This is a genomic window from Pseudoalteromonas sp. T1lg10, assembly GCF_002964545.1.
In the GTDB taxonomy this organism is placed as follows: Bacteria; Pseudomonadota; Gammaproteobacteria; order Enterobacterales; family Alteromonadaceae; genus Pseudoalteromonas.
On the sequence record NZ_PQBV01000042.1, the window covers coordinates 258 to 19,803 of the forward strand.

15 protein-coding genes, 1 rRNA gene and 1 other RNA gene are annotated in these 19,546 nt (G+C 46.2%); 12 read left to right on the forward strand and 5 right to left on the reverse strand.

The genetic code is table 11. The annotated features are described in order from the left end of the window. Positions 1-33 precede the first annotated feature (33 nt). A 5S ribosomal RNA gene (gene rrf, locus C2M17_RS11290) occupies positions 34-148 on the forward strand. Between the two features lie 637 nt (positions 149-785). Here rrf and ssrS read toward each other — a convergent pair. Next, a non-coding RNA gene (gene ssrS / locus C2M17_RS11295) (6S RNA) lies at positions 786-968 on the reverse strand. A gap of 196 nt (positions 969-1,164) precedes the next feature. On the opposite strand from ssrS, the gene C2M17_RS11300 reads away from it, so the two are divergent. The 4 genes from C2M17_RS11300 to C2M17_RS11315 are packed head-to-tail and all read left to right on the forward strand — an operon-like array spanning position 1,165 to position 5,387. Further along, on the forward strand, positions 1,165-1,728 hold the full coding sequence (locus tag C2M17_RS11300) for a UPF0149 family protein (protein WP_105200871.1): 564 nt from the start codon (positions 1,165-1,167) through the stop codon (positions 1,726-1,728). Continuing rightward, positions 1,728-3,038, forward strand: coding sequence for a Xaa-Pro aminopeptidase (gene pepP / locus C2M17_RS11305; protein ID WP_105200872.1), 1,311 nt, complete (start codon positions 1,728-1,730; stop codon positions 3,036-3,038). The genes C2M17_RS11300 and pepP overlap by 1 nt, the downstream gene beginning before the upstream one ends. A 3-nt stretch (positions 3,039-3,041) precedes the next feature. Further along, complete coding sequence (gene ubiH, locus C2M17_RS11310; RefSeq protein WP_105200873.1) at positions 3,042-4,211, forward strand: 2-octaprenyl-6-methoxyphenyl hydroxylase; 1,170 nt, start codon at positions 3,042-3,044, stop codon at positions 4,209-4,211. Positions 4,212-4,214: 3 nt separating this feature from the next. After that, entirely contained in the window at positions 4,215-5,387 is a 1,173-nt protein-coding gene (locus C2M17_RS11315; protein WP_105200874.1) for an FAD-dependent oxidoreductase, read from the forward strand. Between the two features lie 11 nt (positions 5,388-5,398). On the opposite strand, the gene C2M17_RS11320 is transcribed toward C2M17_RS11315, so the two are convergent. Further along, entirely contained in the window at positions 5,399-6,244 is an 846-nt protein-coding gene (locus C2M17_RS11320) for a LysR substrate-binding domain-containing protein (RefSeq protein WP_105200875.1), read from the reverse strand. A gap of 130 nt (positions 6,245-6,374) precedes the next feature. Here C2M17_RS11320 and C2M17_RS11325 point away from each other — a divergent pair, with 130 nt between their 5' ends. The 7 genes from C2M17_RS11325 (at position 6,375) to C2M17_RS11355 (ending at position 14,782) form a co-directional block, all read left to right on the forward strand. Then, positions 6,375-6,953 (forward strand): hypothetical protein, encoded by a 579-nt coding sequence (locus C2M17_RS11325; RefSeq protein ID WP_105200876.1) that lies wholly within the window; start codon positions 6,375-6,377, stop codon positions 6,951-6,953. Between the two features lie 168 nt (positions 6,954-7,121). Further along, complete coding sequence (gcvT, locus tag C2M17_RS11330; protein WP_105200877.1) at positions 7,122-8,204, forward strand: glycine cleavage system aminomethyltransferase GcvT; 1,083 nt, start codon at positions 7,122-7,124, stop codon at positions 8,202-8,204. A 30-nt stretch (positions 8,205-8,234) separates the two neighbouring features. Next, positions 8,235-8,624 (forward strand): glycine cleavage system protein GcvH, encoded by a 390-nt coding sequence (gcvH, locus tag C2M17_RS11335; protein ID WP_105200878.1) that lies wholly within the window; start codon positions 8,235-8,237, stop codon positions 8,622-8,624. 196 nt (positions 8,625-8,820) lie between these two features. Then, on the forward strand, positions 8,821-11,715 hold the full coding sequence (gcvP, locus tag C2M17_RS11340) for an aminomethyl-transferring glycine dehydrogenase (RefSeq protein ID WP_105200879.1): 2,895 nt from the start codon (positions 8,821-8,823) through the stop codon (positions 11,713-11,715). Positions 11,716-12,464: 749 nt separating this feature from the next. Next, entirely contained in the window at positions 12,465-12,953 is a 489-nt protein-coding gene (locus C2M17_RS11345; RefSeq protein ID WP_105200880.1) for a TIR domain-containing protein, read from the forward strand. 1 nt (position 12,954) lies between these two features. Beyond that, positions 12,955-14,118 (forward strand): toll/interleukin-1 receptor domain-containing protein, encoded by a 1,164-nt coding sequence (locus tag C2M17_RS11350; protein ID WP_105200881.1) that lies wholly within the window; start codon positions 12,955-12,957, stop codon positions 14,116-14,118. A 1-nt stretch (position 14,119) separates the two neighbouring features. Continuing rightward, complete coding sequence (locus tag C2M17_RS11355; protein WP_105200882.1) at positions 14,120-14,782, forward strand: SLOG domain-containing protein; 663 nt, start codon at positions 14,120-14,122, stop codon at positions 14,780-14,782. Positions 14,783-14,831: 49 nt separating this feature from the next. On the opposite strand, the gene C2M17_RS11360 is transcribed toward C2M17_RS11355, so the two are convergent. The 3 genes from C2M17_RS11360 to C2M17_RS11370 are packed head-to-tail and all read right to left on the reverse strand — an operon-like array spanning position 14,832 to position 19,543. Beyond that, positions 14,832-16,022, reverse strand: a complete 1,191-nt coding sequence (locus C2M17_RS11360; protein WP_105200883.1) for a toll/interleukin-1 receptor domain-containing protein — start codon at positions 16,020-16,022, stop codon at positions 14,832-14,834. A gap of 21 nt (positions 16,023-16,043) precedes the next feature. Further along, positions 16,044-18,239 (reverse strand): DEAD/DEAH box helicase, encoded by a 2,196-nt coding sequence (locus C2M17_RS11365; RefSeq protein WP_105200884.1) that lies wholly within the window; start codon positions 18,237-18,239, stop codon positions 16,044-16,046. Then, complete coding sequence (locus C2M17_RS11370; RefSeq protein ID WP_105200885.1) at positions 18,236-19,543, reverse strand: ATP-binding protein; 1,308 nt, start codon at positions 19,541-19,543, stop codon at positions 18,236-18,238. The genes C2M17_RS11365 and C2M17_RS11370 overlap by 4 nt, the downstream gene beginning before the upstream one ends. Between the last annotated feature and the right edge of the window lie 3 nt (positions 19,544-19,546).

A 19,546-nucleotide genomic window follows, 5' to 3' on the forward strand; every position in this document is an offset into this window, starting at 1 on the left:
TTACTTATAAAGCTTTCCGAATTTACAATTTTTCCTGACGACCATAGCGTTTTGGAACCACCTGACCCCATGCCGAACTCAGTAGTGAAACGAAACAGCGTCGATGATAGTGTGGCATTTGCCATGTGAAAGTAGAACATCGCCAAGCTCCTAATTATACGAAGAACCCAGCTTATAGCTGGGTTTTTTCGTTTAAAAGCATTGATACTCTACTTGAACATGGCAGGAAAAAAGCTGAGTGAAGCGAATTCATCCATGTGATAAAGCTGTAGGGAACAGCTTTACATCGCGTAGGCGACCCGCAGGGCAAGGGCAGGATAGCCCGAAGTAAAGTAGTCGCTACGAATGTAGTCGCTACGAATGTAGTCGCTACGAATGTAGTCGCTACGAATGTAGTCGTTACGAAGGTAGTCGCTACGAAGGTAGTCGCTACGAAGGTAGTCGCTACGAAGTAGAGCATCTTACTGCGTAACGCACCAAGCTCCTATTTACAGAAACCCGCTCAATGAGCGGGTTTTTTGCGTTTGTAGGTCGGCCTTTTAGGCCGACAATGCGGCATGTCATTGTGACATGTATCTGCACCTTGTCGGGGTAAACCCCGACCTACAAGGGACTTATATCAATTCACTTAAATAGCTAATCATTCTAGCGTGCTAAATATCTGATCACATACTTAACAAAATTGGTATAACTCACAAGGGAGAACCTGAGATCTTGGCTATTAAAGGTATAAGCCAACTCTTGTCTGTGAGTAAATAAGATAAGATTTAGAAAAAGAAGGAAGGGTGTTCCCCGGCGTTGCGGTTACGAATATCAGCCCTTGAACCCTAAGGTTCAAGGCGGAAGACACCTGTAAGCCGTAGGCTTCTCGGTACATGCCGAGCTTGCGCAGTAGCCTACAAAATGCATTCCTAAATAAAAATTATCGGCTCAGGGACGTCATTCGCTGGCCAACAAGCTAGGGAACACCTTTAGTATATAAGACCCAGCAACAGGGATACAGCTTAATCACAAAATTTCCTTCTAAGTGCGGGCAAAGTAAACAAGCTGGGCGTTATTTGATCGCTATCATACTTGGGTGGTAACAATACGGTGGAGTCGCTCTCGCAGCGATGGTAGCATTGGGCATTGAAATCAATATTTTTCGTCATACGCGAGCCAATCATGAGCGAACAACCTAGCTATCAGCAAGCCCAACTACTCTTAGAAAGTAACGACATCTTTGTTATGCCCTCCGAAGTGCAGGGAATTATCACAGGGCTCCTGGCCTGTGGTCTGGATATCGAAGAAAAAGATTACCTGGGTCTTCTTAGCGATGTGCTTAATGACGGCATTAGTTTTGAAAAGACCCTCAAACAATGGTTGAGTGAACTCTACTCCCAAGCAGTTGAAAGCTTTTCCAATGAGCAGTTGCAGTTTGAGCTTTTGCTGCCGGACGAAGAAGAAAGCCTGATCGATCAAGCTAATGCCCTGGTTGCCTGGGTAAACGGCTATTTACTGGGTTTTGGCTTAAAGCAAAAAGATTACGGCAAGCTAAGCGATGACGTAAAAGAAGTGATCCAGGACTTCACCGAAATCAGCCGCCTTGATACCCACTTTGATGAGACCGAAGAAGACAAGCAGGCACTGCATGAAGTGTTGGAGTATGTGCGCGTATCGGCCATGCTTTGCTTTGCCGAGCTGGGTAAACGAGAGAGCACGGCGCCAACTTCAAAGACGCTACACTAATGAATATCACTAACGCAGAATACCGCGCGCGCCAGCACCAGTTGCTGGCGCAAATGAAAAACAACTCGGTTGCCCTTATTCCCGCTGCCAAGGAAATTACCCGCAGCCGCGATACCGAATTCCCGTTCCGCCAGGACAGCGACTTTTTCTATCTCACCGGCTTTAATGAGCCCGATGCCATGTTGGTACTGGTCAAAGGCGAAGAGCAAAAGTCCATCCTGTACTGTCGCGCAAAAGATAAAACCGCCGAGATCTGGCATGGTCGCCGTATGGGCGCCGATGCTGCTAAAGAACAGCTCCCTATCGATGATGCCTACACCCTTGCCGAGCTGGATCAGGGCCTCATCGATGCGGTGAACCAAAAAGCCACCCTCTACTATGGTCAGGGCGTGTATAAAGACGTCGACGACCAGGTTTTTGCCTTACTCAATACCCTGCGTGGCGCCCCTAAAAAAGGCTATCGTGCGCCTGAGGTGATCCGCGATATTCGCACCCTGGTGCATGAAATGCGCCTATTTAAATCACCCGCCGAGCAAGAGCTTATGCGCCAGGCGGGTCAGATCAGTGCCGATGGTCACAAGCGCGCCATGCGTTTTGCCAAGGCCGGAGCCACCGAGTATCAACTCGAAGCCGAATTACATCATCATTACGCCATGAACGGCGCCCGTTATCCGGCCTACGGCACCATAGTGGGCAGTGGCGATAACGCCACCATCTTGCACTACACCGAAAACGAGTCGACCCTCAAAGACGGCGATCTGGTGTTGATTGACTCGGGCTGTGAGCTGGCCGGCTATGCTGCCGATATTACCCGTACTTTCCCGGTTAACGGCAAATTTTCTGACGCGCAAAAGGCCGTATATAACGTGGTGCTTAAGGCACAGTATGCGGCGTTGGATATGGTCAAGCCAGGTAATACCCTGGCGCAAACCGCCAAGGTGGTAAACCGTATTCTTACCCAGGGCCTGATTGATCTTGGCTTGCTAGAAGGCGAGCTTGACGAGCTATTAGAAAGTCAGGCCTATCGTGCCTTTTATATGCACGGCCTTGGCCACTGGCTTGGCCTTGATGTGCATGACGTGGGTGAGTATAAGCAAGACGAAAAAGACCGTCCTTTCGAGCCAGGCATGGTGCTGACCATAGAGCCGGGCCTCTACATCAGCGAAGATGCGCCGGTGGCAGAGCAATATCGCGGTATTGGCATTCGCATTGAAGACGATGTACTGGTCACCGAAAATGGCCATGAAAATCTCACCGCCTCGGTGCCCAAAGAAGTAGCCGAAATAGAAGCGCTAATGCAGGAGAGCTAACAGGTGCAGCACTTTGATGTGGTGGTTGTAGGCGGTGGTTTGGCCGGGGGCACATTGGCGAATGTCTTAGCACAGCAGTGTCCTAATTTACGTTTGGCTGTTATCGAGGCCTACCAGCCCAGTAACGATTATCACCCCAGCTTTGATGATAGATCCATTGCCCTGGCCGCCGACTCGGTGCACTACCTCAAGCAATACGGCCTGTTTAAAGAGCACAGCGACTATGCCTGTGCCATTAAACAGGTGCAGGTATCGGACCGCGGACATTTTGGCAAAACCCAGATCAGCCATGCGGATTATGGTCTTGATGCCCTGGGTTACGTGGTTGAGGTGCGCCCCTGGGGTCAGGCCTTACATCGTGCGTTGGCAAGCCATCAACAAGTGACCCAATTTTGCCCTGCGAAAGTCACCGCGGTAAGCATGCATGAGACACATAACCAGATCACTTTGGACGATGGCACCGAGTTAGGCGCCAAGCTGTTAGTGGTGGCCGATGGCGCCCAGTCACCCACGCGCAAGTTATTACATCTGGATTTTGATACCCAGGAATATACCCAACATGCCCTGATTGCCAATGTCGAAGTGCAGGACGACCATCAATGTCAGGCCTTTGAGCGCTTTACCAGCCATGGCCCGCTGGCCTTACTGCCCATGTCGCGTAAGCGCTATTCATTGGTGTGGTGCGACCAAGGCTATAAGCTAGGCGACTTGCAAGACGCCTCCAGCGACGAATTTGTTGCCAGACTACAGCAGGAGTTCGGCTATCGCGCCGGGCTCTTTACCCAGGTCGGCGAGCGCAGTGTTTACCCCTTGGTGTGGGGCAGAGCGAATAGTCTTGTCAGCCATCGCGCCGTAGTGATAGGCAATGCCGCCCATGCCATTCATCCCATTGCCGGGCAAGGCTTTAACCTGGGCCTGCGCGACATCAAAGAATTGGTGGCCAAAATTGCCTATGCTGGCGATGACTTGGGCACATACGCCTTTACTTCGGCCTACGCTCAGGCGCGCGCCGACGACATTACCCGGGTGATGACACTGACCGACGGTCTAGTGCGTACTTTTTCCAATGGCTCGCGCACCATAGCCCTTGGGCGCAGTGTGGGTTTGGCGGCAATGCAACTATGCAGTTCGTTGCGCCAGCCATTAGCAAAACAATTAATGGGGTTTAATTAACGCATGTTTCAAGCGAAGGTAGCCGTGGTTGGCGGCGGTTGTGTTGGATTAAGTGCGGCGCTAGCACTGAGCCTGCAAGGCGTCTGTGTGGTGGTCATAGATGCCGGCGATAAATGCGCGCCTTTAAGCGACGAATACGGCCTGCGCGTCAGTGCCATTAACCAGGCCAGCGAAGCCCTGTTTACAGAGCTCGGCGCCTGGCCGCTGATGCAAGAGCAGCGTATAAGTCCTTATACGCAAATGGATGTACGCGATAAAGACAGCTTCGCCCATATTCATTTCAGTGCGGATGATTACGATGTGACCCATTTGGGCCATATTATCGAGAACGATGTTATTCATCGTGCTCTGGTAGCCAGATTAGAGCAGCAAGCTAATGTTACCCTGTTGTTTAATCACGCCTATAAAGACATTCACCAAAGCGACAGCAATGTATTACTCACGCTGGATAATGGCTCGCCGGTGATGTGTGAGCTCTTGATTGCCGCAGACGGCGCCAACTCAGGCGTACGCCAGCGCTTTAATCTGCCCATTACCTTTAAAGATTATGATCACCATGCCCTGGTCGCCACCATTAAAACCGAGCAGGGCAATGAGCAGTGCGCCCGTCAGGTGTTTTTGCCGGACGGCCCTCTGGCGTTTTTACCCCTGGCCGACGAGCATATGCACTCCATCGTCTGGTCGTGCTCACCGCAACAGGCACAAGCCTATCAAAGCATGACTGACGAAGAGTTTAACAAAGCGCTCTACACCGCCTTTGACGGTCAGTGTGGCCTGTGTGAGGTACAGTCCAAACGCCCGGTCTTCCCACTGACCATGCGCTACGCCCGTCAATGGGTGAAGGAGCGTATCGTGTTGATGGGCGATGCGGCTCACACCATACACCCGTTAGCGGGTTTAGGTATGAACTTGGGGTTAAAAGATGCGGCGCGCTTTACCGAGTTGCTGGCCGAGCCACTGTTAAGCGGCGAGGGCGATCTTCAACGTGCACTGCGCACCTATGAGCGCGAGCGTAAGCTCGACGCGCAAAAGCATATTGCCACCATGCAGGGGCTAAAAACCCTGTTTGCCGGTAACAACCCCATTAAGAAGCTGGTACGCGGTTTAGGCTTAAGTGCGGTGAACGATATCAAGCCGCTGAAGCAGGTGTTTGCCGAGCAGGCGCTCGGCAAGTAAACAGACGCCCTTTAACTCAGGCGCAAGGTAATAAACTCGGCGAGCTTGTCGATGGCATGGGCCGGCTCCTGAGCACGTTTAATCAAACTAATGCCCACTTGCCCAAGCACCGGCAGCATGTCGGTGTGTGTGGTAAAGGGCAGCTCCTCGGGCACGGTTTTACGTGCCAATACAGTGATCCCCAACTCTTCCTTAATGGCCGCCGTGAGTCCGGTCAAATCCGCATTGGTATAGACAATACGCCAGGGAATGCCGGCCTGCTCCAGGGCATCGATGGCGCGGCGGCGATAAATACAACCCTGTGGCGCCACCACTAAGGTCACCGGCTTGTTCGCCTTGATGGAGGTATTGCCTACCCACACCAGCTGATCCTGCAAAAAGCTTGGGTAGTGGGGGTTATCCAGCTGTTCCACCAAGGTCAGTAGCAGGTCAAACTCTTCGCGGTTACTCACGTGCATCAGCTGTTTACTGAGCTCGGATTTCACCTCCAGCGACACATCCGGATAGAGAGAAACAAAATCGCCAATAATGGCGGGCAAAATACTGGCGGCAAATTCGCTGGGAATGCCTAAGCGCACCTTACCGGTGACGGTTTCATTACTAAAGAGCTGCAAGATGGCGTCGTTTTCCTTGAGGATCTGCTTGGCCAACGGCAGCAGTTGCTCGCCCTGATGATTGAGCACCTGGCGTTGGCCCTGCTTTTTAAACAGCTTACGGCCGAGTAAGTCTTCGAGGCGCTTTATTTGCAGGCTGACCGCAGGTTGCGACAGCCCCAGCAGCTCACCGGCCTTGGCAAAACCACCCACGTCAACAACGGTGACCAGGGTGCGCAGACTGTCCATGGGGATATTTTTCATATTAGTAAAGGAAATTTATTGGCCTATATACATTGCAATTATTTATCAATCGATAAAAAATTACAATTTGTTGTTGCTCTGGCCCAGCCCTATACTGCCAACAGTTTAAAAATCACAAGTTGAGGCAGCCATGACGATCCAATCTCTCTTTTTTGCCCGTCATCACGGCGCAGAAAACGCCCAGACCAATACCTTTGTGTCGGCTAATGAACAGATCATCGATCTCGGCGGCTCGGAAGTGCTCTTGTTATTACAAAGCCTGAAGACCAGCACCTTGAACTGGGCCAATAAAACCGGCATGGCGGTGCGTTATGAGCTGCCAGAGCAGGCGCTCAGCTTTGATGTTTTCTTCTTAAGCGATACCGCGCTGCGCATAGTAACCAACGACGCCGAGCCGCTGCTGGCAGTGCTTGATACGGCCAGCGAGTCGTTTGATGTGGATATTTTGCCCCGTCCCGAGCTAAATTGCCTACACTTTAGCGGTCCCGATGCCGGTGAGTTCCTTAGCCAGCAATTCAGCCTGTATATGGGCATGGCGCTTGGCGATAACAGCCAGCATTATGGCGTGCAGTGCGATGACTGTTTTGTTATCGCCAGTGCTAAGGACGCACAGCAGTACTATCGCGTGTTTGCCTTGTCATCGACGCTAACGGATTTAACCCATAGCCTAACCAGCGCTCGTTTTAACCCCCAAGCACAAGCTGCTTAAATGGGCGCACTGGGTTATGTAAGCATCTTTTGCCAGATGTTAAAAAAGTAATCGTTAATTTGGGTGCCAGCGGCGAACAACTTATGTATAATCGCGGCCCATGTTATTCCCCCTCGATAATCGAGGCCACGCCCACCATACTGGGTTTGTAAAACGTGAAGGAATATTATGTCTTCTAAAACACCTCTACATGCCAAGCACCTGGAAGCCGGTGCAAAAATGGTTGATTTCCACGGCTGGGAAATGCCGATCAATTACGGTTCGCAAATCGAAGAGCACAACGCGGTGCGTACCGACGCTGGCATGTTCGACGTATCACACATGACCATAGTTGACGTTCAAGGCGATGACGCCAAAGCTTTCCTACAAAAATTGGTAGCAAACGACGTTGCTAAGCTAACCGTTGCCGGTAAAGCGCTTTACACAGGCATGCTTAACGAGCAAGGCGGTGTGATCGACGATTTGATCATCTATTTCTTCAGCGACACCGAGTACCGCTTAGTGGTTAACTCGGCGACCCGTGAAAAAGACTTAGCCCACCTGGCTGCCGTTTCTGCCGATTTCAACGTGAGTGTGACCGAGCGTCCTGAGTTCGCCATGATCGCCGTGCAAGGCCCTAACGCCAAAGCAAAAACAGCAAACGTACTAAGTGCAGCACAGCAAGAAGCCGTGGCCGATATGAAGCCATTCTTCGGTGTGCAGGCCGGTGATTTATTTATCGCCACAACAGGCTATACTGGCGAAGACGGTTACGAAATCGTAGTACCAAACGAGCAAGCCGCTGACCTATGGCAGCAGCTGCTAGACGCAGGTGTAGCACCGGCTGGTCTGGGTGCGCGTGACACCTTACGTTTGGAAGCAGGTATGAACCTATACGGTCTGGACATGGACGAAAGCGTATCTCCGCTGGCGGCCAATATGGCTTGGACCATTGCCTGGGAACCTGCAGAGCGTGATTTCATCGGCCGTGCAGTATTAGAGCAACAACGCGCTGACAAGAGCACCGACAAACTTGTTGGTCTTGTGCTTGAAGAAAAAGGCGTATTACGCAGTGGCTTAAAAGTAGTAAGTGAAGCGGGCGAAGGGGTGATCACCTCGGGTACCTTCTCACCAACACTAGGTCACAGTATTGCACTTGCCCGTGTACCGCGTGAAATCGGTGAAACGGCGCAGGTTGAAATGCGTAAAAAATTAGTCAATGTTAAAGTGGTTAAACCTTGCTTTGTGCGTCAAGGTAAAGCCGTAGTATAAGAATATAAATTTACACCAAAGGAACAGACAATGAGCAACATTCCAAGCGAGTTAAAGTACGCTAGTTCACACGAGTGGGTACGCGCTGAAGGCGATGGTACTTACACTGTAGGTATCACAGAGCACGCGCAAGAGCTTCTAGGTGACATGGTATTCGTAGAACTACCAGAAGTTGGTGACGAAGTAGACGCAGGTGAAGACTGTGCCGTTGCTGAGTCTGTAAAAGCGGCTTCAGACATCTACGCGCCAATCGGCGGTGAAATCGTTGCTATTAACGAAGAGCTTGAAGATGCACCTGAAACGGTAAACAGCGACCCTTACGGTGACGGCTGGCTATTCCGTATTAAAGCATCTGATGAGTCTGAGCTTGAAAATCTGCTTGACGCAGAAGGCTACCAGAACAACATCGACGAAGACTAATTAGTCGTTTGGGCGTCGGCCCTGAAAAGCCCCGTTTTGGGGCTTTTTTGATACTAACCCCAGGTACCTGGGTATCGGGTTAGTGTAGATGTGCCGCCATATCGGCACCCTTACAGGTTTGGTGCAATGCCATATTTGTTGGCAATAACCCCCACTAAACCGCATTAAATTTCTTGGATCATAGGAATCTGGACACATGTCAAATGCCAAATCTCTTGAACAGTTAGAGCAGAAGCAAGATTTTATTCGTCGTCACATTGGCCCAAGCGCGGCGCAAATGAGCGACATGCTAAGTGCTCTTGGAGTATCGAGTGTTGAAGCGCTGATGGAACAAACTGTTCCTGCTAGCATTCGTCTTGAGAACGGCCTGCAAATTGGCGAAAGCCGCACTGAGGTTGAAACCCTAAGCTACCTAAAATCAGTAGCCAGCAAAAACAAGGTATTCAAATCATACATAGGTCAGGGTTACCACCCGACGCATGTACCTCACGTGATCCTGCGTAACGTTTTAGAAAACCCAGGTTGGTACACGGCTTACACGCCATACCAGCCAGAGATCGCCCAAGGTCGTTTGGAATCACTGCTTAACTTCCAAACCCTATCAATGGACTTGACCGGTCTTGACCTTGCAAGCGCGTCACTACTTGACGAGTCAACTGCTGCGGCTGAAGCCATGGCTCTTGCTAAGCGCGTTTCTAAAGCGAAAAAAGCCAACGCATTCTTTATTGCAGAAGACGTTCACGTACAAACTATCGACGTGGTAAAAACACGTGCCGAGCAGTTTGGTTTTGACATCATCATTGGTCCTGCAAGCGAAGCGGCAAACCATGAGATCTTCGGTGCCTTATTCCAGTATCCAACAACAAGCGGTGAAGTGGTTGATTTAACTGACCTTATCGCTGCTGTACAAAGCAAAAAAGCACTAGCCTGTGTTGCTGCAGACATCATGGCGCTTATGCTACTTAAAGCCCCAGGTAAACTAGGTGCAGACGTAGTACTTGGTTCAGCACAGCGTTTTGGTGTGCCTATGGGTTACGGTGGTCCACACGCGGCCTTCTTCACCACGCGTGATGCCTACAAGCGTTCACTACCAGGTCGTATCATCGGTGTTTCAAAAGACCGCCTAGGTAACGACGCACTGCGCATGGCAATGCAAACACGTGAGCAGCACATCCGCCGTGAAAAAGCGAACTCAAACATCTGTACTGCTCAGGTGTTACTAGCAAACATGGCTGCCTTCTACGCGGTTTACCACGGCCCACAAGGCCTGAAAACCATCGCTGAGCGTATCCACCGCTTCGCCGATATCCTAGCCGCTGGTCTGAAAGAAAAGGGCGTTACTCTTAAGCACGACACCTGGTTCGACACCATTACCGTTGTTGCTGACAACAAAGACGAAGTTATTGCACGCGCACTAGCGAAAGAAGTGAACTTTGCGACTAATCACGCCGGTGAGTACTCAATCTCTGTATCTGAGACCACAACACGTGAAGACGTACTAGAGCTATTCGACATCATCCTAGGTGAAGGTCATGGTCTGGACGTAGCAGCACTTGATGCACAAATCAGCGCTAATGGTTCACAGTCTATCCCTGCAAGCCTGGTACGTGATGACGAAGTGCTAACGCACCCGAACTTCAACTCGTACCACAGCGAAACTGAGATGCTTCGTTATATCAAGCGTCTAGAAAACAAAGACTTATCGCTTAACCACTCAATGATCTCGCTAGGTTCATGTACTATGAAACTAAACGCGACCGCTGAGATGATCCCAATCACCTGGCCAGAGTTTGCAAACCTGCACCCATTCTGCCCATTGGATCAAGCGGCCGGTTACCAGATCATGATTGGTGAACTACACGACTGGTTGGTAAACATCACGGGTTACGATGCCGTATCACTACAGCCTAACTCAGGTGCTCAGGGTGAATACGCAGGTCTTATCGCCATTCGTAAATACCACGAGTCACGCGGTGAAGGTCACCGTAACGTATGTTTGATCCCAAGCTCTGCGCACGGTACTAACCCTGCATCGGCACAAATGGCCAGCATGAAGATCGTAGTGGTTGATTGTGACAAGCTAGGTAACGTGGATATGGCTGACCTTAAAGCGAAAGCTGAAGCGGTGTCAGAAAACCTATCGTGCATCATGATCACATACCCGTCTACGCACGGCGTATACGAAGAAACCATCCGTGAAATCTGTGACATAGTGCATCAGCACGGCGGCCAGGTTTACATGGACGGCGCCAACATGAACGCGCAAGTAGGTGTAACCAGCCCAGGCTTTATCGGTTCAGACGTATCGCACCTTAACCTGCACAAAACATTCTGTATCCCACACGGTGGCGGTGGCCCAGGTGTTGGCCCAATCGGTGTTAAATCACACCTTGCGCCATTTATGCCTAACCACAGCGTGATCAACGTACCAGGTACCAATGTAGACAACGGCGCGGTATCGGCAGCCCCTTACGGCTCAGCGCTTATTCTTCCTATCTCATGGGCTTATATCACCATGATGGGTAGCGAAGGTCTACGTGAAGCGACCGAAACAGCGATTGTTAATGCCAACTACCTAGCCGAGAAGCTAAGCGAGCATTACCCAATCCTATACCGTGGCCGTAACAACCGCGTTGCTCACGAGTGTATCGTTGACCTGCGTCCAATCAAAGAAGCCACTGGCGTATCTGAAATGGACGTAGCTAAGCGTTTGATGGACTACGGTTTCCACTCACCAACTATGTCATTCCCGGTAGCCGGCACCTTGATGATCGAGCCAACCGAGTCTGAGTCTAAGGTTGAGATCGACCGCTTTATCGAAGCCATGGTGTCAATCAAGAGCGAAATCGACAAGATTGCTAACGGCGAATGGTCAATTGAAGACAACCCGCTAGTATACGCGCCGCACACGCAAGCCGATGTGCTAGGCAACGACTGGAACCGCGCATACGACCGTTTCTATGCTGCATTCCCAGTTGAAAGCGTAGCGAAGAACAAGTTCTGGCCAACGGTTACACGTATCGATGACGTGTTCGGTGACCGTAACTTGATTTGTTCTTGTCCAGCGGTAGAGTTGTATCGCGAGGACTAATTGGCTGTATTCTCGCTGCAGAGCGAGGGCTGATTAACAAGTTTGGAAAGCGCCCCTGAAAAGGGGCGCTTTTTTTTGTTTGTAGGTCGGTCGTTGCCGCCAAGGATGTAGGTCGGTCTTCAGGCCGACAATGGCTAATATAAGATTTCATAATTGCTGAGGAATGCTGGATAACATGGCTTTTCAAATTGAGATCTTGTCGCGTTGGGTGAGCGCGTTAAGAAAATAGTCCAGTGGACTATTTTTAGCATGCGAACGCCTTGAGCCAGCGAAAGGCCGGGGACGACAACCAAACTTCAGGGATGAATTACTATGCAACTTAGTAAGTTGTTAAATATCGAAACCTTGGCATTTCAACTTTTTGTCTTGTCGGGCCGCCGACTTCGGCCAAGAGGAAATTCATCACCACCGTGCAAGTAATTCATCCATGAAGTGATAACAACAATGGAAGTTGGAAACCTCGTAATCGAAGTTGGAAACTGAAATTGAAGTTGGAAACTAACTAAGTATAGAAGGCGAACCAGAAATGGTTCGCCTTTTTTATGACTTAAAAGTTTATAGAGAGCTCCATGAAGCGAATCAAGTGTGTTTGGTCTTTTGAGTAATAAATGACATACTGGTTTTAGAAAGTGAAGATGTTGAAATCAAAAATATAATAAATTTATTACTGCATTGTTGGCTCTATTCTTTTAGAGCTCCTGTTTTAGGATATCTTATGCAGTTTCGAACATTAAAAGGAAAATATCGGTATGGCACGGAAAGTATTTTTTAGTTTTCATTATCAGCGAGACGTCAGGAGAGTAGTTCAGGTAAGGAATTCCTGGGTCGTTAGGCGTGATGGTGAAGCACAGCCTTTTTATGATAAAGCTGAATTTGAGGAAGCTAAAAGAAGAGCTGGCGGTATAGAAAAATGGATTGAAGATCAACTTAAAGGAACTTCAGTAACAGTAGTTTTATTTGGCGCTGAAACATTTGATCGCAAATGGGTTCAACACGAAATTAAGCGCAGTTATGAGTTGAAAAAAGGCATTATTGCTATTGATATTCATCGAATCAAAGATCCGCAAAAGGGTAGTGACGTTCAAGGTAAGAATCCGCTTGACTATTGGTATGTTGAAGATAATGGGCGAAAAACATACTTTTCAGAGATGTACTCTACTTATGATTGGGTAAATGACGACGGATATAATAACCTCGCAACCTGGATTGAAGATGCTGCAAAAGCCGCAGGACGTTAGTATGACGGGTATTTATGAGTTTGCTATTTTAGGGTGCGTCACTCCAGAACAGAGTCAGAATTTAATTAATACAATAGGGGAAATGGCTTCTGATTTTGACCTTAATTTGGAGGAAGAAATTAAAGTTTATGATGCTAACTCAGTTAATCAGCGTGACAGATCTGCTGCTTTTTCATCGGTTTATTTTGGCGGGAAGCCACATGTAGATTTAGATGTAGCAAAATCCTTATTTCGTGAGAGTGTTCCAATAATACCTGTAGTTACCAATTTAGAAGAATTCTCCCAACTAATACCTGATTTTTTGCAGGCAAATAACGGCTACAGCCTCAATAAAAATGATCAGGAAATGAGAGAATTAGCTACATTGATGTTGGAGTGTGTGGGCTTATTGCGTCGTCAAAGACGAATATTTGTAAGCTATAGACGAACAGAGTCACGCGATGTTGCGTTGCAAATGCACGACTTGCTTATCGCAAAAGGCTTTGATGTCTTCTTAGATACTCACGATATCCGTCCAGGAGAGCCATTTCAAGACGCTCTTTGGCATAAACTTTGTGATTCAGATGTTCTCATAATGCTAGATACACCAACTTACTTTGAAAGTAGGTGGACACGAGAAGAAATTGGTCGTGCTCGTGCTAAGGAGATTCATGTTCTTCGCGTAGTTTGGCCAAATCATGAGTCGGACAGAATGTCAGATTTGGCTGAAACAGTTTATTTGAAAACTGAAGATCTAGAGAAAGACAGCGGACCACTGACACTCGAAAAAATAGATGAAATAGCTTTGAAAGTGGAGTGCATTAGGAGTAGAAGCATAGCTGCAAGGTATATGTCTATAACTGGACGTCTAAGAGCCGATGTCGAAAAAATCGGTGCTAGCTTTGAAGGTATTGGAGCACATCGAGCAGTGGCTGTTCGTCTATTAGACGACCGTAAACTTTGGATATACCCTGTCGTAGGTATTCCGACTGCTGAGATATTAAATGATATTGCAGTTAAAGCTCAGTCAAATGATGGAAATGAAATTCCAGTTCTTGTCTATGATGATATAGGAATTAGGCCATCTTGGTCTAAACATCTTCAATGGTTAGATGAAAATATAAAATCTGTTCGAGGTCTTAAAATAACCCATGCTGCATGGGCGCTTGCTGGGTGGGAGGTCTAAATTGGAAGACTGTATTTTTTTATCAGCAAGTGTTCCTGATCCAAGGCGAGCACCTGAATATTCAGCGTCATCGAACTCGGTTGCTATTACTTCAGCCGTAAGAGCATTAGTCCATGTAACATTGGGACGAAGGATCTTAGTTTGGGGAGGCCATCCAGCTATAACACCAATGATAAAAGTTGTGGCTGAGGAAATGGGGGTCGATTATGGGGAATGGGTGAAATTATATCAATCGTCATTTTTTGAAGATAAATTTCCTGAAGACAATAAAAATTTTAAAAATGTAGTTTATACAGAAAACGTACAAAATGATCTAAGTAAAAGTTTATTCCGGATGAGAGAACGTATGTTTAATGAAAATAAGTTTAATGTAGCTGTTTTCATTGGAGGAATGGGGGGGATTGTTGATGAATTTAATTTATTTCAGAAATGTCATCCAGGTAAGAATGTTCTTCCAGTAACATCTACTGGTGGTGCTACATTAGAAATAGAAAAAATAATTAAGAAAAGTAACCCTGAGCTTTCAGATAGTGATTTACATTTTGACATGGATTATGTCCGGCTTTTTCATAGAAAATTAGGTATATCCCCTAAAGAAGAAAGGTTCCAGAGCCCTAAATTTCAGCCTAAGGATGTTAGACAAAGATACTGGAAAGGTAAGTAATCTACAATTCAGATGAACAAATTCAGATTAAGGAAAGTTGATATTGTACTTAAAATAGATCCATGTCAATATTTTTGAGCCACTCACAAAAAGCCTTATTTTTATCATTGGATAATATAATTAAATTATTGCTAATAAATTTAGCTATAGGAAGGCTCTCCAAATATTTTGGCTTAGGTACGATATCTTTTTCTACATCTAAAACAGCGATCTTCTTTCTAAGAGAGTAGAAGTATTCAATTTCCCACGATACCCACTTCGACATATCTGAATCTTTTGTTCTTATTAAAATCATTGAATTAGACTGTCGCATCCTAAGTTCTAGAACTTTTTGAGTGTAGTTGCTAGATTTTGTTCTATTTAAGTCTTCTCTATCACTCTTCCAGTCAACAAATGCAACTAGCCCGCAAGAATTTAAGTATTCGACTAATTTATCAACTAAATTTGAATTCTTTATCGCATGGGAGATAAATACATCGAAGTCTTTATAGTTTTGAATGTAATCATCGTCATAGAACTCATTAATGATGTCTTGCGGCGTTCTTCCAATATCCTCTTTATAATCACAGCCGAATTCTTTCACTAATAAATCATATTGCTCTTTTTTCCCTCTTCCTTTAGGTGGGAGGTATACAACCTCGTTAAACTTTTGAAGTATTCGAAAGCAGTAATTACGTATAAACCAATCTGACTCTTGATTTAATACTTTTCTAAAAAACAAAATAGTTCTTGGGTTCTTGTATTTTCCGCACTCTGTAACGATTAATAGTCTGCGTATTTTAGTTTTTTCATTCCAGTATGCTTTTATTAATTTTATTATGTATTTAGGAGTAACAGTTTGTGTTGATATATTGTTTTTCCGATAACTTAAAAGTTTCCTTTCTCTCTCTCGTTTAGCATCTTCATGAGCTGCTTTTTTTGCTTCTTCAGCATCTGACGGGTTCCAGCTATCAACTTTAATGTGATTTAACTTTGCTTTAGCCATCTCATAAAGCAAGTCTGTTGGATTTGGGAAAAAAAGCGGCTTCCCTTTTTTTCGGTTTCTATTTTTCTCTTGGTAAAACTTGAAGTGCTGTTCCATGCTTGATACATCTTCGGGGTAAACTTCAGAAAATAAATCGAAAAACCTGTCTTTTGATGTATTTGGGGGAGCAAATGAGATAACAGTATTAACTTTATTTTTAAAAGATTTACGATACAGTTCTAGGTATTTACTTGTCTTTCTCTGGGTTCTTCCCATTTAATGCCTCGTATTTTCTGTTCATGGCTTCGCTCTTAATAACCACAGCTCCGTAGTTTGGATGTCAAACGCTTTTGCTCCATACCCTATGGATAGAATACTTTCCGGCAAGAACTCATCGAACTTCTCGATACGTTTTTCCTGTACTTGTTGTGCTAGTTCTGTTTCTGTTGGGAGTTCCGTTGAAGCAAGTTTGAGCAATATTGAGCGAACACTTTCTAATGACGCTTTTTCTACTTCTATGACTCCTGCATATGCGCCAGCTTCAACCCCATGTTGGATTAGCAAGGCGACAATTGTATTTACCACTTTGTCGCCAAGCCATGGGAATATATAAGTAGTATTGCCAACCTGGAGCAGTGGTTCTCTAGAGAGCTTTGCATCTTCGAAATATCGTACGCTCTCACCAAACAGTTCTCGTGCAGCTGAATCAGCGAAGTCGACTTTCTGATCCCCCACAGAAATTCTGTAGTCACCGTCTTTTAATATTTGGAACATCTCTTGCCGGACAACATCATGTATGTTCAAGCCAGTACCACCAAATTTAGGCGGCTTGCCACCTTTTGCATGCTCCACATAAATGACTTTCTTTTCGCTATCTATGTCGTTTACTTTCCAACGTTTTCCACCGAAAACAATATGCTGACCTTCCAATACCAATGAATCTACAGGCAGCGTTCCGAGTGATTTTGTTCCACATACAATCCGAAACTCTTCAGGCGTTTTGAAAACAGCATAGAACGAGTAATGGCTTGTCAGCTTTTCTCCCAAAAGGCCAAGCACCAATTCACCACTTCCTAACTGAGTTATGAGTTCTGTTTTGCCCATGTGGACAAGTAGTGCTTTGAAGTTTTCAACATTAACGTTTTGAAAAGGGCCATCTTTACAGAGCAAACTAAATAATTGTTCTGCTCTAATTCCTCCCCATTGTGCAGTAACCGCAAGTACTTGATGAAGGAGTGTTGAGAAGTGATAAAGTGATGTATCAGCTGGTTCATACCATTTACTGCCGATAAGAAGTCTGATCATGGCCAGAGACTGAATAAGCTCCAGCCTCAGTTTGTCGATGACGCTAGAATCTTTTGTCAATTCAGCTTCAGCGATTAGCATTCGCAATATTGAGGCTCCACCGCGTCTTCCTGAGCGTCCCATTCTTTGACGTAAACTTGAAATAGAGTGGGGGGCTGTTACTTGAATTACGGAGTTTACCTTGCCGATATCAATGCCTAGTTCAAGAGTCATTGTGCAAATCGCTGTGGTAGGATAATGCTCCTGTTGCAATCGCTTTTCTAAGCTTTCTCGAAGATCTTTAGATAGCGAACCATGGTGAGGAAAAAATTCATTCGGTACAATTTTCTCTTCACAGAAGTCAGATAATGTAGCCGCAATGCTTTCTGTACGGCTTCTACTATTTGCAAATACAAGGTGATTTCCGCCTCGACAAAATTTAAATAAATCTTGGCAGATCGTATATTCGGCATCATTGGAAGACTCAGCTTCTAAGTTAGCAGGGTTGACATACCCCTTTACCTGAACCTTCAAGGTGGAAGTCGAATGTGTATCTTTGATGATCTTGCAAGGTAAAGAGCGATTAGGGCGAAGTGATAGAGGTACTTTCTCTAACTCACCAAGCGTAGCACTCAAAGCGACTCTCGGGATTGGTGTTTCTAGTCTTCCGAGAAGGTGTTCAAGTCTATGAAGTAAAGAGAGTAAGTGATGGCCGCGCTCAGAGCCAATAAAGGCATGAAACTCATCAATAACGATATATTTCAAATTAGAGAATGCTGCTTTGATCCAGCCAGAGTCTCTGATGAGTAATGACTCCAATGACTCAGGTGTTATTAACACGACACCGGATGGTGATGCTTTTAATTTCTTCTTTCGGCCCTGTGAGCTATCACCATGCCAGGGAGTAACCGGTATTTCTAACAGGTCAGACAGACTTTCTAAGCGCCTATCTTGGTCATTTATAAGGGCTTTTAGAGGGCTAACGTAAAGGATCCCTACACCCGTTTCTTGAGGTGCTATAGCGCTGAGCGCAGGCAAGAAAAATGCCTCTGTCTTTCCGGCTGCGGTTGAAGCGCTGATCAGCACATCTGTCTTTTCAGACAATATAGGTTCAATAGCAAGGCATTGTATTTCTCGTAAGCCAGTCCAGCCTTGTTTGAATATCCAGCGCTGAATCCGATGGTCTAATTTTTCATGTTCATCAATCATAGTTTGAAGTCAGCAAATCCATCTTCATTGTCCTCTGTTTCGAGTTCAACATCGGAAGGCTTATCTTCATTAATTGCTACTGATGAGATTAGACTATGCCATGCAATTTGCGGGTTTTGGTCGATTACCGCGAGCATGTCTAAAAATGCTTTAATGGTGTTACGTGGCGTTCTAAAATACGCATCCCCTATAGTTTGGCTGCAATGCTGTAAGAACGCTTTGAGAGATTCGTCTGGAACCAAGTACTTCGCTTCGTCACCTTCAGCGTAAACATGACGCAAGTTTTTAAGCAAAATATAAAGTTCTTCAGGCGTTAAGCTAGCGAGGTGTAGCGCTGGTGATGAATAATCAATCACGCCCGCTTGTTTAGCAAAGCTGTTATCTGCCAATCTAGATTGCAGTGCTTCATAGCTATACAAGCCTTTACGTGGATCTAGCAAAAACTCAGGGGTTCCGCCGAGAAGGAATCCCAAATGCTCAGCGCTTCCTTGCAAGCAATCGTTTAGAATTCGGAGTATTTGCTCATAGTTAGAAGTTCTCGCTGTGGTGTTGTTCAACTTATATAGATTTACCATCTCGTCTAAGTTAACTAGAAGCCCTTGGTAGCCAGCTTGTCTGACAAATAAACTCATTAATTTCAGCGCATCATAAAAAGATGTATCCGAAATAATTGTTCGAACACCTAGGTCATTTCGGGCATCGGTTTTAGTTGAATACTCTGCTCGTAACCATTTTATGGCGTTAGCTTTTAGTATCTCATCATCTTTCTCATGACCTATCCAATAAGCCTCAATAACTTTAGCAAAATCATAACCGCCAACGAGTTCAGAAAGTGATGCTAATTTTTCATGGATAATTGAATTTATACTTTTTCCTGAAGTATCAGCTTCTTTAATCGCTTCTGTGATGAACTTTTCAACTACACTGGTTAAAGCATTACCATCAGGTTTGTTGCGAGTCGCCATGTTACGCATTAGCTCAGAGTAAAGGTTTCTAGCTTGACCAGCCGATGCATGAATACGTCTATCAGGAGATAAGTCTGCATTGACGGTTACAAGCTTATTCTCCAGAGCAATAGCACGTACAACACTTAAAAAGAATGTTTTACCAGAACCATAATCGCCGATAATGAGCCTGAAAGCTGAACCTCCATCTGAGATCCGATCAATGTCTTGGATCAGAGCTTTTAATTCATTTACTCGACCAACTTGGATATGCTGGATTCCAATCTTAGGAGTCACACCTGACTTCAGAGATTGGATAATTGCATCCCTTTCTTTAGCTCGTATTCTTTTTGCAACCATTGT

Excerpts from the sequence above, each read along its gene's own strand:
- C2M17_RS11300 (WP_105200871.1), top strand. The coding sequence starts at position 1,165 with ATGAGCGAACAACCTAGCTATCAGCAAGCCCAACTACTCTTAGAAAGT.
- pepP (WP_105200872.1), top strand. The coding sequence starts at position 1,728 with ATGAATATCACTAACGCAGAATACCGCGCGCGCCAGCACCAGTTGCTG.
- C2M17_RS11315 (WP_105200874.1), top strand. The coding sequence starts at position 4,215 with ATGTTTCAAGCGAAGGTAGCCGTGGTTGGCGGCGGTTGTGTTGGATTA.
- C2M17_RS11320 (WP_105200875.1), bottom strand. The coding sequence starts at position 6,244 with ATGAAAAATATCCCCATGGACAGTCTGCGCACCCTGGTCACCGTTGTT.
- C2M17_RS11325 (WP_105200876.1), top strand. The coding sequence starts at position 6,375 with ATGACGATCCAATCTCTCTTTTTTGCCCGTCATCACGGCGCAGAAAAC.
- gcvT (WP_105200877.1), top strand. The coding sequence starts at position 7,122 with ATGTCTTCTAAAACACCTCTACATGCCAAGCACCTGGAAGCCGGTGCA.
- gcvH (WP_105200878.1), top strand. The coding sequence starts at position 8,235 with ATGAGCAACATTCCAAGCGAGTTAAAGTACGCTAGTTCACACGAGTGG.
- gcvP (WP_105200879.1), top strand. The coding sequence starts at position 8,821 with ATGTCAAATGCCAAATCTCTTGAACAGTTAGAGCAGAAGCAAGATTTT.
- C2M17_RS11345 (WP_105200880.1), top strand. The coding sequence starts at position 12,465 with ATGGCACGGAAAGTATTTTTTAGTTTTCATTATCAGCGAGACGTCAGG.
- C2M17_RS11350 (WP_105200881.1), top strand. The coding sequence starts at position 12,955 with ATGACGGGTATTTATGAGTTTGCTATTTTAGGGTGCGTCACTCCAGAA.
- C2M17_RS11360 (WP_105200883.1), bottom strand. The coding sequence starts at position 16,022 with ATGGGAAGAACCCAGAGAAAGACAAGTAAATACCTAGAACTGTATCGT.
- C2M17_RS11365 (WP_105200884.1), bottom strand. The coding sequence starts at position 18,239 with ATGATTGATGAACATGAAAAATTAGACCATCGGATTCAGCGCTGGATA.
- C2M17_RS11370 (WP_105200885.1), bottom strand. The coding sequence starts at position 19,543 with ATGGTTGCAAAAAGAATACGAGCTAAAGAAAGGGATGCAATTATCCAA.